General features: G+C 69.5%; 12 protein-coding genes. 7 read left to right on the forward strand and 5 right to left on the reverse strand.

The features are described 5' to 3' along the window. Nucleotides 1-96 precede the first annotated feature (96 nt). The 3 genes from ACFPFG_RS17405 to ACFPFG_RS17415 are packed head-to-tail and all read left to right on the forward strand — an operon-like array spanning nt 97 to nt 5,104. A complete protein-coding gene (locus tag ACFPFG_RS17405; protein ID WP_183020736.1) occupies nt 97-2,406 on the forward strand; it encodes a DUF3141 domain-containing protein in 2,310 nt (769 codons plus the stop codon). Continuing rightward, nucleotides 2,403-3,875 (forward strand): bifunctional enoyl-CoA hydratase/phosphate acetyltransferase, encoded by a 1,473-nt coding sequence (locus tag ACFPFG_RS17410; protein WP_380107587.1) that lies wholly within the window; start codon nt 2,403-2,405, stop codon nt 3,873-3,875. The genes ACFPFG_RS17405 and ACFPFG_RS17410 overlap by 4 nt, the downstream gene beginning before the upstream one ends. Further along, the gene (locus tag ACFPFG_RS17415) at nt 3,872-5,104 is read left to right on the forward strand and encodes an acetate/propionate family kinase (protein ID WP_012202686.1); all 1,233 of its coding nucleotides are present in this window, start codon (nt 3,872-3,874) and stop codon (nt 5,102-5,104) included. Before ACFPFG_RS17410 ends, ACFPFG_RS17415 begins: the two co-directional genes overlap by 4 nt. Here the strand turns inward: ACFPFG_RS17415 and ACFPFG_RS17420 are convergent. After that, complete coding sequence (locus tag ACFPFG_RS17420) at nt 5,101-5,451, reverse strand: chorismate mutase (protein ID WP_183020733.1); 351 nt, start codon at nt 5,449-5,451, stop codon at nt 5,101-5,103. The genes ACFPFG_RS17415 and ACFPFG_RS17420 overlap by 4 nt on opposite strands. Then, a complete protein-coding gene (gene trpE / locus ACFPFG_RS17425; RefSeq protein WP_183020732.1) occupies nt 5,448-6,947 on the reverse strand; it encodes an anthranilate synthase component I in 1,500 nt (499 codons plus the stop codon). The genes ACFPFG_RS17420 and trpE overlap by 4 nt, the downstream gene beginning before the upstream one ends. 357 nt (nt 6,948-7,304) lie before the next feature. On the opposite strand from trpE, the gene ACFPFG_RS17430 reads away from it, so the two are divergent. The 4 genes from ACFPFG_RS17430 to ACFPFG_RS17445 all read left to right on the forward strand — a co-directional run bounded on the left by ACFPFG_RS17430 (nt 7,305) and on the right by ACFPFG_RS17445 (nt 10,080). Then, on the forward strand, nt 7,305-7,700 hold the full coding sequence (locus ACFPFG_RS17430) for a hypothetical protein (RefSeq protein WP_380107592.1): 396 nt from the start codon (nt 7,305-7,307) through the stop codon (nt 7,698-7,700). Next, entirely contained in the window at nt 7,697-8,146 is a 450-nt protein-coding gene (locus ACFPFG_RS17435; protein WP_380107594.1) for a hypothetical protein, read from the forward strand. The genes ACFPFG_RS17430 and ACFPFG_RS17435 overlap by 4 nt, the downstream gene beginning before the upstream one ends. Next, entirely contained in the window at nt 8,146-9,126 is a 981-nt protein-coding gene (locus ACFPFG_RS17440) for a CBASS cGAMP-activated phospholipase (RefSeq protein ID WP_197954074.1), read from the forward strand. Before ACFPFG_RS17435 ends, ACFPFG_RS17440 begins: the two co-directional genes overlap by 1 nt. A 357-nt stretch (nt 9,127-9,483) precedes the next feature. Further along, nucleotides 9,484-10,080 (forward strand): chalcone isomerase family protein, encoded by a 597-nt coding sequence (locus ACFPFG_RS17445; protein ID WP_183020730.1) that lies wholly within the window; start codon nt 9,484-9,486, stop codon nt 10,078-10,080. Here ACFPFG_RS17445 and ACFPFG_RS17450 read toward each other — a convergent pair. Genes ACFPFG_RS17450 through ACFPFG_RS17460 form a run of 3 tightly spaced genes read right to left on the reverse strand, consistent with a single transcriptional unit; the run spans nt 10,055 to nt 12,606 of the window. Continuing rightward, nucleotides 10,055-11,473: a sensor histidine kinase gene (locus ACFPFG_RS17450; RefSeq protein WP_183020729.1), complete on the reverse strand. Its 1,419-nt coding sequence runs from the start codon at nt 11,471-11,473 to the stop codon at nt 10,055-10,057. The two genes, ACFPFG_RS17445 and ACFPFG_RS17450, sit on opposite strands and share 26 nt — an antisense overlap. Continuing rightward, nucleotides 11,442-12,128 (reverse strand): response regulator transcription factor, encoded by a 687-nt coding sequence (locus tag ACFPFG_RS17455; RefSeq protein WP_013804692.1) that lies wholly within the window; start codon nt 12,126-12,128, stop codon nt 11,442-11,444. Before ACFPFG_RS17455 ends, ACFPFG_RS17450 begins: the two co-directional genes overlap by 32 nt. Continuing rightward, nucleotides 12,106-12,606, reverse strand: a complete 501-nt coding sequence (locus tag ACFPFG_RS17460; RefSeq protein WP_043820125.1) for a hypothetical protein — start codon at nt 12,604-12,606, stop codon at nt 12,106-12,108. The genes ACFPFG_RS17455 and ACFPFG_RS17460 overlap by 23 nt, the downstream gene beginning before the upstream one ends. Between the last annotated feature and the right edge of the window lie 112 nt (nt 12,607-12,718).

Genomic DNA, 12,718 nt, shown 5'->3' on the forward strand with positions numbered 1-12,718 from the left:
GCCGCATGGCGGCCATCCGCGACCAGCCACACGCACACGCACACGCACACGCAATCTACGAGCAGGGCATGACATGCCGGTAAAGGAGTGGGCCAGATGAACGAGAACCTGCAGAGCCACGACACCGTGGATGTGGGAGGGATGTGGGGCGATCCGCTGAAGCTGTCGCAGGCAGCCGCACAGTACGCCACCGATGCCTGGCAGCGCTCGCTGCTGTATGCCGACATCCGGCGCCAGCGCGGCAACCAGTACCGTGAGCACCTGGCCGAGGAAGTGCCCAACGTACTGAGCTTCCAGGCCGAGATCGTGATGTCGGGCCTGGACCTGCCGCGCCCCGTCAACTACGGCCTGGCACGCATCGCGCCCATGGAGGGCACGGTCATCGACCCGGCCAAGCGCCCCTTCATCGTCGTCGATCCGCGCGCGGGCCACGGCCCCGGCATCGGCGGCTTCAAGCCAGACAGCGAGATCGGTGCCGCGCTCAAGGCCGGCCATCCCTGCTACTTCGTGGGCTTCCTGCCCGACCCCGTGCCCGGCCAGTCCGTCGAGGACGTGATGCGCGCCGAGGCCCAATTCGTGCGCAAGGTCGCCGAGCTGCACCCCGAGAGCCGGGGCAAGCCCGCCGTCATCGGCAACTGCCAGGCCGGCTGGCAGATCCTCATGACGGCCGCCGTCTGGCCCGAGCTGTTCGGCCCCATCATCGTGGCCGGCGCTCCGCTGTCGTACTGGGCCGGCGACAACCCCATGCGCTACGGCGGCGGCCTCATGGGCGGCAGCTGGATGACGGCACTGACCAGCGACCTGGGCGCAGGCCGCTTCGACGGCGCATGGCTGGTGCAGAACTTCGAGAACCTCAACCCGGCCAACACGCTGTGGGAAAAGCAGTACCAGGTCTATGCCGACGTGGACACCGAGGGGCCGCGCTACCTGGGCTTCGAGAAGTACTGGGGCGGCTATGTCTTCCTGGAAGGCCGCGAGATGCAGTACATCGTGGACAACCTGTTCATCGGCAACCGGCTGGCCACGGCCGAGCTGACGACCTCGGACGGCGTGCGCATCGACCTGCGCAACATCCGCTCGCCCATCGTGGTGTTCTGCTCGCACGGCGACAACATCACGCCGCCGGGCCAGGCCCTGGGCTGGATCACCGACCTGTACCGCGACGACGAGGACATCGCCGCCCACGACCAGACCATCGTCTTCGCCACGCATGACAGCATCGGCCACCTGGGCATCTTTGTCTCGGGCGCCGTGGGCCGCAAGGAGCACCGCGAGTTCGCGGCGCACATCGACATCATCGACCTGCTGCCCGCTGGCATCTACCGCGCCGAGATCGCCGACCGCCCGGCCGGTGTGCCGCCGCAGGATCTGACCGACGCCGCCTACCTGATGAAGATCCGCCGCAGCGACCTGGCCGAGGTACGCGGCATCGTCCGGCCCGACCCCGAAAGCGAGCGCCACTTCGCCGCTGCCGCGCGCGTCTCCGAAATCAACCTGGCCCTGTACCGCAACACCGTGCAGCCCTGGGTGCAGGCTCTGTCCACGCCGCTGTCTGCGCGCTGGCTGCAGGCCATGCACCCGCTGCGCGTGGGCTATGAATGCTGGTCGGACTCGCACCCGCTGGCGCCCGTCGTGGTCCAGGCCGCCGAGCATGCGCGCGAGGACCGCCACCCCGTCGAGCCCGACAACCCCTTTCTGAAGGCGCAGCAGGCCATGTCGCAGGCCGTGGTGCATATGCTCGACACCTACCGCGACCAGCGCGACGCCATGCAGGCGCGGCTGTTCCACGCCATCTATGGATCACCGCTGGTCCAGGCCCTGGCCGGCCAGAGCCGGCAGGACGACGGCCCGCCGCGCCCGCACCCGGGCGAATCGCCCGAGCACTGCCTGTACATGCGCCAGGAACTGGCGCGGCTGCACGAAAGCGTGGGCCAGGGCGGGCTGTACGAGGCCGTCATCCGCGCCCTGTTCCACGTGCTGCGCGCCCGCGGCGAGGCCGATGAGCGCCACTTCCGCCACGCCTGGCGGCTGCTGCAGGACCACCTGGGCGGCGTGCCGCCCGACATGGCCCGGTTCCGCCGCATCGTGCGCCGCCAGGCCCTGCTGATGCAGCGCGAGCCCGACGCCGCCATGGCCGGCATCACCCAGTTGCTGGCCGCCTCGCCGGCGGCCGATATCCGCTGGGGCATGACCACGGTGGACGAGCTGGCCAACCAGGGCGGCAACCTCAGCGATGCCGAGCACCAGCGCCTGCTGCAGGCCATGGCGCATTTCGTGCAGGCGCTGGAGGTGGCGCAGGCCAGGGAGGCTCCCAGCGAGGCGGCCCCGCCCGAAGCACCGGCCGCCAAGCCCACCCCGCGCGCACCGGCCAGTCGCGCGCACACCGGTACCCGAAAGAAGCGATGAACCTCTCCCCTGCCTCAGATGCGGCCCTGCCGCCCGAAGACCTGGCCCTGCTGCGCAACCACAGCTTCGACGAGCTGGACGTGGGCGACAGCGCCAGCCTGCAACGTACGCTGAGCACGCAGGACCTGCGCCTGTTCGCCGCCCTGTCGGGCGCGGCCGTGGCCGACGGCGCTGGTGCCGGTGCCGGTGCCGGTGCCGGTGCTGGCACGGTTGCCGGCGCCGACGATGACGACACGGCCCTGATCGCCCACGGCATGTGGGGCGGCATGCTGCTGGCCTCGGTGCTGGGCACGCGCCTGCCCGGCCCCGGCACCACCCTGGTCGGCCAGACGCTGCGCTTTCTGGCGCCGCTGGCCGCAGGCGACCGGCTGACCGTGCGCGTGCAGGTGCTGGCAAAGCAGGCCGAGCAGCGCCAGGTCACGCTGGCCGTGGCCTGCACCAACCAGCATGGCACCGCCGTGATCGAGGGCCAGGCCACCGTGCATGCGCCTGCGCGCCACATCGAGCGCCAGCGCACCAGCCTGCCCGAGATCCGCCTGGAAGCCGGTGGACGCGACGGCCTGCAGCGCCTGCTGGCCCATGTGGCCGGCCTGCCGCCCATCCGCGTGGCCGTGGTCCATCCCTGCGACGAGCCCAGCCTCTCGGCCGCGCTGGACGCGCGCCGCGAAGGCCTGATCGACCCCGTGCTGGTGGCCCCGCGCGCGCGGCTGGAGGCCGTGGCGGCCGAGCACGGGCTGGACCTGGGCGGCCTGCGCATCGAGGACGTGCCGCACAGCCATGCCGCCGCCACGCGCGGCGCCGAGCTGGCCGCCTGCGGCGAGGTCGAGGCCATCATGAAAGGCAGCCTGCACACGGACGAGCTCATGGCCGAGGTGGTGGCCGCCGCCGCCGGCCTGCGCACCAAGCGCCGCGTCAGCCACTGCTTCGTGCTGCAGACGCCGCACTATCCGCGCCCCTTCATCGTCACCGACGCGGCCATCAACCTCGCGCCCGACCTGCAGCAAAAGGCCGACATCGTGCGCAACGCCATCGCCCTGGCCCATGCCATCGGCGTGCCCGAGCCCAAGGTCGCCATCCTGGCCGCCGTGGAGACCGTGAGCCCGCACATGCCGGCCACGCTGGACGCCGCCGCGCTGTGCAAGATGGCCGACCGGGGCCAGATCGAAGGCGGCGTGCTCGACGGGCCGCTGGCCTTCGACAACGCCGTGTCCATGGCCGCCGCGCGCACCAAGGGCATCGATTCGCCCGTGGCGGGCCAGGCCGACATCCTGGTCGTGCCCGACCTGGAAAGCGGCAACATGCTGGCCAAGCAGCTCATGTACATGGGCGAGGCGGCCAGCGCCGGCATCGTCATGGGCGCCAAGGTGCCCGTCATCCTGACCAGCCGCGCCGACAGCCGCTCCTCGCGCATCGCCTCCTGCGCCATCGCCCTGCTGCTGGCCCACCGCTACCGGAACTCCCCGCCATGATCCCTGCCCACACCGCATCCTCCCCCGCCCGCGAACTGGTCGTGGTGCTCAACTGCGGCTCATCCAGCATCAAGTTCGCCGTCTTCGACGGTGCCCAGCGCCCGCTGCCGCGCAAGCCGCTGTGGAACGGCAAGGTCCAGGGCATAGGCGGGCCCGCGCCCGACTTCGGCGAGAGCGGCGTGCCGCCCTTCGCCATTGCCCTGGACGCGGCCCACCCCTACCGCGCCGCGCTGCAGCTGATCCGCGAGCGCATCACCGCGCGCCTGGCGCAGCTGGACGGCGCCCGCGTGGCCGCCGTCGCCCACCGCGTGGTGCACGGCGGCAGCCGCTACTTCGAGCCCGTGCGCGTGGATGCCGGCGTGCTGGCCGATCTCAAGGCCTTCATCCCGCTGGCGCCGCTGCACCAGCCCTTTGCGCTGGAGGCCATGGACATCCTGCTGCGCGAGCGGCCCGAACTGGTGCAGGTGGCCTGCTTCGACACCGCCTTCCACCACACGCTGCCCAAGGTCGAGCAACTGCTGCCCCTGCCGCATGCGGCCTGGGAACGCGGGCTGCGCCGCTACGGCTTCCACGGCCTGTCCTACGAATACATGGCCACCGCCCTGCCCGAGCGCCATGGCGACCTGGCACGCGGGCGCACCCTGGTGGCCCACCTGGGCAGCGGCGCCAGCCTGTGCGCCATGCAGGGCCTGCAAAGCGTGGCGACCACCATGGGGTTCTCTGCGCTGGACGGCCTGATGATGGGCACGCGCACCGGCGCGCTGGACCCCGGCGCCGTGATCTACCTGATGGAAATCGAAAAGCTCAGCCTGCAGGAAGTGGGCCGCATCCTGTACCACGAGTCCGGCCTGCTGGGCGTCTCGGGCACCTCGTCCGAGCCGCGCGTGCTGCTGCCGCTGGAGTCAGGCGCCGATGCCCAGGCCGAGCGTGCGCGCGATGCGCTGGCCCTGTACGTGCGGCGCATCGTGCGCGAGATCGGCGCCCTGGTCGCCGTGCTGGGCGGCCTGGACCTGCTGGTGTTCACCGCAGGCGTGGGCGAGCACAGCGCCGAGATACGGCGGCGCGTGTGCGAGGGCCTGGGCTTTCTGGGCCTGCGGCTGGACGCCGAGGCCAATGCGCGCGATGCGGCCGTGATCTCGGCCACCGGCAGCGCCGTCACCGTGGGCGTGGAGCCCACGAACGAGGAATGGGTGGCAGCGCGCCATGCGCTGCGCTGGCTGCCGGGCTAGGAACGATCGTCCTGCGCACCGCCTTCGCGCAGCCGCGCGAACTCGCGGTGCTCGTAGGCAATGCATTCCTCCATGAGGTGGCGGTACACCGCCTCCATCATGTCGGGCTGGCCGCCCTCGGCGGCCGTGCGCTCGCGCACGCGGCGCACGATGGCCTCGATCCGGCCCTCGTCGCGCACCTGGGCCGCATCGGCCTTGATGCGCGCGGCCTGCTGCATGTAGCCCATGCGCGTGACCAGCAGCGGCACCAGCACATCGTCCAGCGCATCCACATTGCGGCGCACATCCAGCATGTCGGTGCAGTGCTGCACCAGGTCGATGGCGCGTCGGGCGTGGTCCGTGCTCATTCCAGTCCTTCCTCCACCAGCTCGGCCGCGCGCATCAGTGCGCGGGCCTTGTGCTCGGTCTCTTTCCACTCCATCTCGGGCACGGAATCGGCCACCACGCCGGCCGCCGCCTGCACGTAGAGCGTGCCGTCCTTGATCACGCCCGTGCGGATGGCAATGGCCAGGTCCATGTCGCCCGCAAAGCTGAGGTAGCCGCAGGCGCCGCCATAGATGCCGCGCTTGGTGGGCTCCAGCTGGTCGATGACCTCCATGGCATGCACCTTGGGCGCGCCCGTCAGCGTGCCGGCCGGGAAGGTGGCCTTGAACACGTCCATGTTGTCCATGCCGTCGCGCAGAATGCCCTCCACGTTGCTGACGATGTGCATCACGTGGCTGTAGCGCTCCACGGCAAAGGCCTCGGTCACCTTCACGCTGCCCGTCTTGGCGATGCGGCCGATGTCGTTGCGCGCCAGATCGATCAGCATCACGTGCTCGGCGCGTTCCTTGGGGTCGGCCACCAGCTCCTTCTCGGTGGCCTTGTCGGCCTCGGGCGTGGCGCCGCGCGGGCGCGTGCCGGCCAGCGGGCGGATGGTGACCTTCTGGCCCTCGTCCGTGCCCTCCTGGCGCACCAGGATCTCGGGGCTGGCGCCCACCACATGGAAATCGCCCAGGTGGTAGTAGTACATGTAGGGGCTGGGATTGAGCGATCGCAGCGCACGGTACAGGCTCAAGGGGCTGGCCGTGAAGCGCTTGTGGATGCGCTGGCCCACCTGCACCTGCATGAAGTCGCCCGCGGCGATCAGCTCCTTGGCCTTCTCCACGGCCGCCAGGTAGTCTTCCTTGGCAAAGCTGCGCTGGGCCGGATGGCTCTCACCGGCCTTGATCTGCGGCGCGCTGACCGAGTAGCGCAGCAGATCCTTCAACTGGCGCAGCCGCTTCTTGGCGCGCGTATAGGCCTCGCTCTCGCCGGGGTTCGCATAGACGATCAGGTACAGCTTGCCCGACAGGTTGTCGATCACCGCCACTTCCTCGCACTGCAGCAGCAGGATGTCGGGGCAGTTGAGCGTGTCGGGCGGGCAGGAATCTTCCAGCTTCTTCTCGATGTAGCGTACGGCGTCGTAGCCGAAGTAGCCGGCCAGCCCGCCGCAAAAGCGCGGCAGACCCGGGCGCAACGCCACTTTGAAGCGCTTTTGGTAGGCAGCGATGAAATCCAGCGGATTGCCCGTGGCAGTCTCCACCACCTGGCCGTCGGTCACCACCTCGGTGCACGCCGCCTCGCCAAAGCCGCTGGCGCGCAGCAGCGTGCGTGCAGGCAGGCCGATGAAGCTGTAGCGCCCGAAGCGCTCGCCGCCCACCACGGACTCCAGCAAAAAGCTGTGCTTGCCGTCACCGCCCGCATGGGCCAGCTTGAGGTAGAGGGACAGAGGGGTTTCGAGGTCCGCAAACGCCTCCACCATCAGGGGGATGCGGTTGTAGCCCTGCGCGGCAAGGCTCTTGAATTCGAGTTCGGTGATCACGGGGAAGACTCCGGATTGCGTGGCGCTGGCAGACCTGGTGTGGGGTGCGGGCTGCGCATGGATTGCGCCGATTCATTCGATTGGCCCGTAGGGCCTCGGGTGCACGCCGGGTCGCGCCCCGGGTGCTTCAGCTGTTCAGTTGGACAGGCTTGCGCCAGGGCCAGGCTCCCCGGTCTCCACAACCTGCAATGAACATGCGATGAATGAACATAGCGGGCAAGTGTAGCGCAGACGCGGCCGGGTACAAGTGCGGACCGGCGCCTTGCGGGGGCGCCGCAGGGGCCTGCCATGGCCACAATTGACACCCTGGTCAGCCTGACCAACAATGGCAGCACAACCTGACCAGAAAGGTCGACCATGCCGTCCCATTTCTCCGCCCGCACCGACGCTGCCTTGCCCGAGGGCGAACGCGACCCGCTGAACCGCGCCCTGCGGGACCTGAGCCACCAGGTCGGCTCGGCCATGCCGCGCAACACCACGCCCATGCCGATCTCGGTCTTCAAGGCGCAGTACGGTGCGGTGCTCAAACAGGCCGACCACGACGGGGTGGCCCTCATCTCCCAGGGCCGCAAGCGCTACGTGATCGTCAGCGAGGAGCACATGGTGGCCCTGTCCGCCAACGAGCGCGCCCCCCGCACGGTGGCCGACATCTGCAGATCGCTGCCGCTGCCGCGCCAGGCCATGGATCTTTCGGCTGCGCAGATGTCCGGGGCGCGCGGCGATATCGAGGTACCGGCCCGGCGCGCGCCATGAGCCGCTACCTGCTGGGCCCCCGCTGCCTGCTGTGGATGGCGAACCAGGAGCCCGCGACCCTGCAGTGGTTCTCCACCATCCGGCCGCTGGACTGCATTGTCAGCGACCTGTCCATGGCCATCGCCAAGGCGGCCGTGGCCGAAAAATTCCATGACCTGCGCGACCGCAACGAATGGTTCTCCCTGCTCGACGCGCTGTATGCCAACCTGCGCGCCGAAGGCGCCTCCATGCTGACCAGCGTGGACAACAAGGTGCTGGAGCGCTTCATCGAATGGCGCAACTTCGCGCCGCTGGACAGCCAGGGCCCGCAGGGCACGGCGCCGCTGGCGCAGGACCTGCGGCTGCTCATCGCCACGGCCGACCTGCTCAAGGTCTGCTACACCGAGCCCGCCAACCTCTACCTGGCGCAGGCTGCCGCCCGGGGCGTCACCGTGCACGCGCTGTGATGGACTTCGACGTACCGCCCCTGTCCAGCGCGGTGCGCCTGGGCCTGCGCCGACGCCGGGTCGTCCTGAGCCTGTCGGGCGGCGGCTATCGCGGCCTCTTCAGCGCCCATGTCCTGGAGCGCATCCACCGCGAATTCGGCAACGGCGACCTGCTGGAGAAAGTGGACCTGTTCGCCGGCACCTCCATTGGCGCAATCATCGCCACCGCCCTGGCCAGCGGCTGCCAGCCCGCGCGCATCAAGCAGTTGCTGCTGGACCACGGCCCCGCCATCTTTCCCTCCAAATGGCTGCCCGGCCTGCGCCAGGCCGTGGGCAAGGCGCTCTATGACAGCGCCCCGCTGCGCGCAGCGATCAAGGAGGCCATGCCGCAAGCGGAGCAGTCCGCGCTGGGGCAACTGCAGGTGCCGCTGCTGCTGCCCGCCGTCAACTGGAATTCATCGCAGCTGCAGGTGCTGGCCAGCGGCCCGATGCCCGACAAGGACCGGCTGGGCCTGACGCTGATGGACGCCATGCTGGCCACATCGGCCGCACCCACCTACTTTCCCGCGCACGCCGCAGCGGGCCATGTCTTCGTGGACGGCGGACTCGCCGCCAATGCGCCCGACCTGCTGGCCCTGCAGGCCGCACGCCAGCTCTGGGGGCCGGCCGCCGACATCGTGATGATCAGCATAGGCACCGCCAACCCCCAGCAGGGCCAGGACCCCGTGGCCATGCCCCGGCGCGGGCTGACCCTGGTCAAGCCCCTGCTGGACCTGGTCATGGCCGCCCAGGAAGTCCAGGCCGTGAAAGCGGCCCGCCAGGAACTGGGCACCAGCAACTACCTGCGCCTGAACTTCACGCAGCCCGCGGCCCAGCAAAAACGCCTGGGCCTGGATGTCGCCAACGCCGACAGCACCCGGCTGCTGCAGGCCCTGGGCGACGAATGCATCGCCGCCCTCACGGAGCAGGAAAAGACGCTGCTGAAGAACGTCCTGGGCTGAAACGCCCAAGGCTTCTCGCCCACCCGGCCGAGCGCAGCGAAGGCCCGGGCAAACTCCCCGTATGTCAGCGCCTGCCCCGCAGCGAAGCGAAGGGGTCGCGGACATCCGGGCGCTCTTCTTTGCTCACTTTCTTGTAGCGAGACAAGAAAGTGAGTCGGCCGCCGGGCCGAAACCCGGCCTCGAAAAGAAACGCCCCGACAGGGGCTTGCAAAGAGAATCAGTGCGGAAACGCCGCCAAAGCAGCGCCATCCCCCGGCCCGCGAAAACCCTGTTGCCACCCCTCTCCAATCCCCACAACATCTCGCCCGGACGTAACAAACCGCAACCGGGCCACAGCCCCCCCGCGCAGGAGACACCATGACCGCCTTGCCCCGCTGGATGAAGACAGCCGCCCTGGCCATGGCGCTGGCGATGCCGCTGGCCGCCACTGCCCAGGACCCTGCGCGCACCGTCGCGGGCGTGGCCTATCCCGCGCAGGCCGGGGTGGGCGGCCAGACGCTGCAGCTCAATGGCGCGGGCATACGCTACAAGGCCATTTTCAAGGTCTACACGGCGGGTCTGTACCTGGAGAAACCGGCCGCCAGCCTGCAGGAGATCGCGGCCCTGCCCGGCCCCAAGCGCGTGAGCGTGACCATGCTGCGCGAGATCGATTCGGCCGAACTGGGCAAGCTGTTCGCGCGCGGGATCGAGGACAACATGGAGCGCGCGCGCTTCTCACGCCTGGTGCCCGGCGTGCTGCGCATGAGCGACATCTTCACGCAGCACAAGAAGCTGCTGCCGGGTGAGAACTTCTCGGTGGACTGGGTGCCGGGCCAGGGCGCCCAGGTCTTCGTCAAGGGCCAGGCCCAGGGCGCTCCCTTCCAGGAGCCGGAGTTCTTCCAGGCGCTGCTGGGCATCTGGCTGGGCCCGCACCCGGCCGACGATCAGCTCAAGAAGGCCTTGCTGGGCGGTTGAACGGCTGCGCGGGCTCCCGCACCGGCCCGGCAAAGCGGGCCTGGATCTCCAGCCCCGCCGTGGCACCGGGCAGGGCCGTGAGCGTCCAGCCATGGGCGCGCGCAATTTCCAGGCAGATGGGCAGGCCCAGGCCCGCGCCCAGGTCGCGCCGCTCGCTGCTGCGCCAAAAGCGCTCGAAGATGCGCGGCAGATCCTCGGGCGGCACGCCACGGCCCCGGTCCAGCACCGAGAAGCCCAGGCCGCAGGCCTTCACGGTGACGGTGGCGCCCTGCGGGCTGTGCTGCACGGCGTTCTCGATCAGGTTCTTGAGCAGCACGAACAGCGCGCCCCGGTCGGCACGCCAGGCTGGGGCATCGTCCTTGACCTCGCAGTGGATGTGCACGCCGCATTTTTCCGAGGCGCGGGCCATGAAGTCGCAGACCTCGCCAATGATGTCGGCCGGCGCAATGTCTTCCATGCGGTAGCGCTGGTGTTCGCAGACCTCGGCCAGGTGCAGCAGCTGCTGGACCTGGCGCGCCATGTGGTCCACGTCCTTGAGCAGCTCGGGGCTGCGCCGGTCCTCGGGCTCCAGTTCGATCTGCACGCGCATCAGGGCCAGCGGCGTCTTGAGCTCATGCGCGGCCATGGACAGGAATTCCTGCTGGTTCCTGAAGCCGGCCTGCAGCCGGTCCAGCACGTGGTTGAAGGCCTCGACCAGGGGCGCGAACTCGCGCGGCAGGTCCTTGGGCTGCAGGCGCGTGCCCAGCGTCTGCGGGGTGATGCGCTGCGCATCCTGCGCGGCCACGCCCAGCGGCCTGAGCATGCGCTGCAGCGTGCGGTGCGTGGAGAACAGGAACACCACCAGGAAGACCACGCCGATGGCCACCATGCCGCGCCACAGCGCGGGCAGGCCCACCGATTCGCGCAGCCAGTCCACCATGCGGTCGCTGACGGCCACCTGCACATGCCAGGTGGTGCCGTCGTGCACCAGCGGCGCGGTGCCGGCGCGCATGACCACGCCGCCGCGCTCGTAGGCAAAGGCCTTGAGCTCGGGGTCGAAGCCCTGGCCAGTCTGCGTCAACGGCTGCATTTCGCCGTTGGGGGCGAAAACCACGCGGCCGCGGGCATCGGTGATGCGCAGCTGCATTTCCTCGCCCAGGCTGGTCAGCATCCAGGCCTTGAGTTCACGCTCGCTGAACCCCTGGGGCACGCCCTTGGCGTCGAAGCTCACCCATTCGGCCAGCTTCTCGGCCGCATGCCCCATGCCGCGCTGCAGCGCATAGCTGTCGAAGGGCTTGGCGACGAGGATCACCAGCGCGCCCACCAGCAGCGCGCTGAACACCATGCTCAACCCATAGACGGCCAGCAGCCGCGAGCGCAGGCTACCGGGCCAGCAAAGGTTCGCGAAGCGCATAGCCCTGACCCCGGATGTTGACGATTTCCATGCACGAGCCGGCCGCGGCCAGCTTGCGGCGCAGCCGGTGCAGGGCCACATCGAGGGCGTTGGGCGTGACCACGCTGCTCATGCCCCAGGCCGCCGCCTCCAGCGTGGAGCGGCGCACCGTGGCGCCGGCCTTGCGCACCAGGCTGAGCATGATCTGCAGCTCCGCCGGCGGCAGCGCGATGGCCGAGCCCGCGCAGTGCATGCACGCCTGCTGCGGGCTGATGCTGATGTCGCCCAGCTGCGGCGCCAGCTCCTGCACCAGGGCCGGGCGGCGCAGCAGGGCGCGCACGCGGGCGATCAGTTCTTCCATGGGAAAGGGCTTGGTCAGGTAGTCGTCGGCACCGGCCTCCAGGCCGCCCACGCGGTCGCTGAGCGCGTCACGGGCCGTGAGCATCAGGCAGGGCGTGGAGCGGCCCGCGGCGCGCAGGCGCTGCACCAGTTGCAGGCCGTCGCCATCGGGCAGTCCGCGGTCGATGACGATCACGCCGTAGTCGATGTCCTGCAGGGCAAGCCAGGCCGTGGAGATCTGGTGGAAGACGTCGGTCTCTATGCCGGAGTTGGCCAGCGAGCGGCTGACCAGCGTGGCCAGCCTGGCATGGTCCTCAATTAATGCGATGCGATTCATGGTTTCCGTCGTTGCCGCACAGGGACAGCAAATGCTCCCTGATCCCGGTGATGCGCTGCGGCGCCATGGGCTCGACCAGCACATGGATGACCCACAGGTCCTCGACCATGGCGCGGCATTGCAGGGCAATGTCCTCGGATACCAGATCGTCGGCGCAGGCCGCGTCCACGAAATCAAACCATATGTTCTGGAATCTTGCGCGGGTCAGCAACTGTGCGGCCGTCTTCTGGCCGCGCTGGCGGGACAGGGCATGCTCGCAGACGCAGCGCACGTAGGCGCGCAGGTGGCGCGCAGGGCCTGGCGGCTCCTCGGCCAGCGCCTGCAGCAGATCCTCGCGGAACTTGAGGATGACCAGCTCGAAGATCGTCTCCAGCCGCACGGCACGGTGCTGGCTGCATTCTTGGAAGCGCGAACCCAGGGAATACGCCTGGCCCGCCGCCTGGATACCTATCACGTCCTGGTAGATGGAGGCTTGCATTGCGATGGCATGTTCTGTCGTTTCAGGCTCCGTCGGCCTGCCACGGGAGCGGCAAACCTGCGGGGAAAACAGCCATGCTCCCCGATTGCGTCTTACTGGCGACTTACCGGCC

It is taken from the genome of Delftia deserti (assembly GCF_042653485.1).
In the GTDB taxonomy this organism is placed as follows: Bacteria; Pseudomonadota; Gammaproteobacteria; order Burkholderiales; family Burkholderiaceae_C; genus Comamonas; species Comamonas acidovorans.

Coding starts and splice junctions, on each gene's coding strand:
- ACFPFG_RS17455 (WP_013804692.1), bottom strand. CDS start 12,128: ATGAATCGCATCGCATTAATTGAGGACCATGCCAGGCTGGCCACGCTG.
- ACFPFG_RS17460 (WP_043820125.1), bottom strand. CDS start 12,606: ATGCAAGCCTCCATCTACCAGGACGTGATAGGTATCCAGGCGGCGGGC.
- ACFPFG_RS17435 (WP_380107594.1), top strand. CDS start 7,697: ATGAGCCGCTACCTGCTGGGCCCCCGCTGCCTGCTGTGGATGGCGAAC.
- ACFPFG_RS17405 (WP_183020736.1), top strand. CDS start 97: ATGAACGAGAACCTGCAGAGCCACGACACCGTGGATGTGGGAGGGATG.
- ACFPFG_RS17440 (WP_197954074.1), top strand. CDS start 8,146: ATGGACTTCGACGTACCGCCCCTGTCCAGCGCGGTGCGCCTGGGCCTG.
- ACFPFG_RS17410 (WP_380107587.1), top strand. CDS start 2,403: ATGAACCTCTCCCCTGCCTCAGATGCGGCCCTGCCGCCCGAAGACCTG.
- ACFPFG_RS17430 (WP_380107592.1), top strand. CDS start 7,305: ATGCCGTCCCATTTCTCCGCCCGCACCGACGCTGCCTTGCCCGAGGGC.
- ACFPFG_RS17420 (WP_183020733.1), bottom strand. CDS start 5,451: ATGAGCACGGACCACGCCCGACGCGCCATCGACCTGGTGCAGCACTGC.
- ACFPFG_RS17450 (WP_183020729.1), bottom strand. CDS start 11,473: ATGCGCTTCGCGAACCTTTGCTGGCCCGGTAGCCTGCGCTCGCGGCTG.
- ACFPFG_RS17415 (WP_012202686.1), top strand. CDS start 3,872: ATGATCCCTGCCCACACCGCATCCTCCCCCGCCCGCGAACTGGTCGTG.
- ACFPFG_RS17445 (WP_183020730.1), top strand. CDS start 9,484: ATGACCGCCTTGCCCCGCTGGATGAAGACAGCCGCCCTGGCCATGGCG.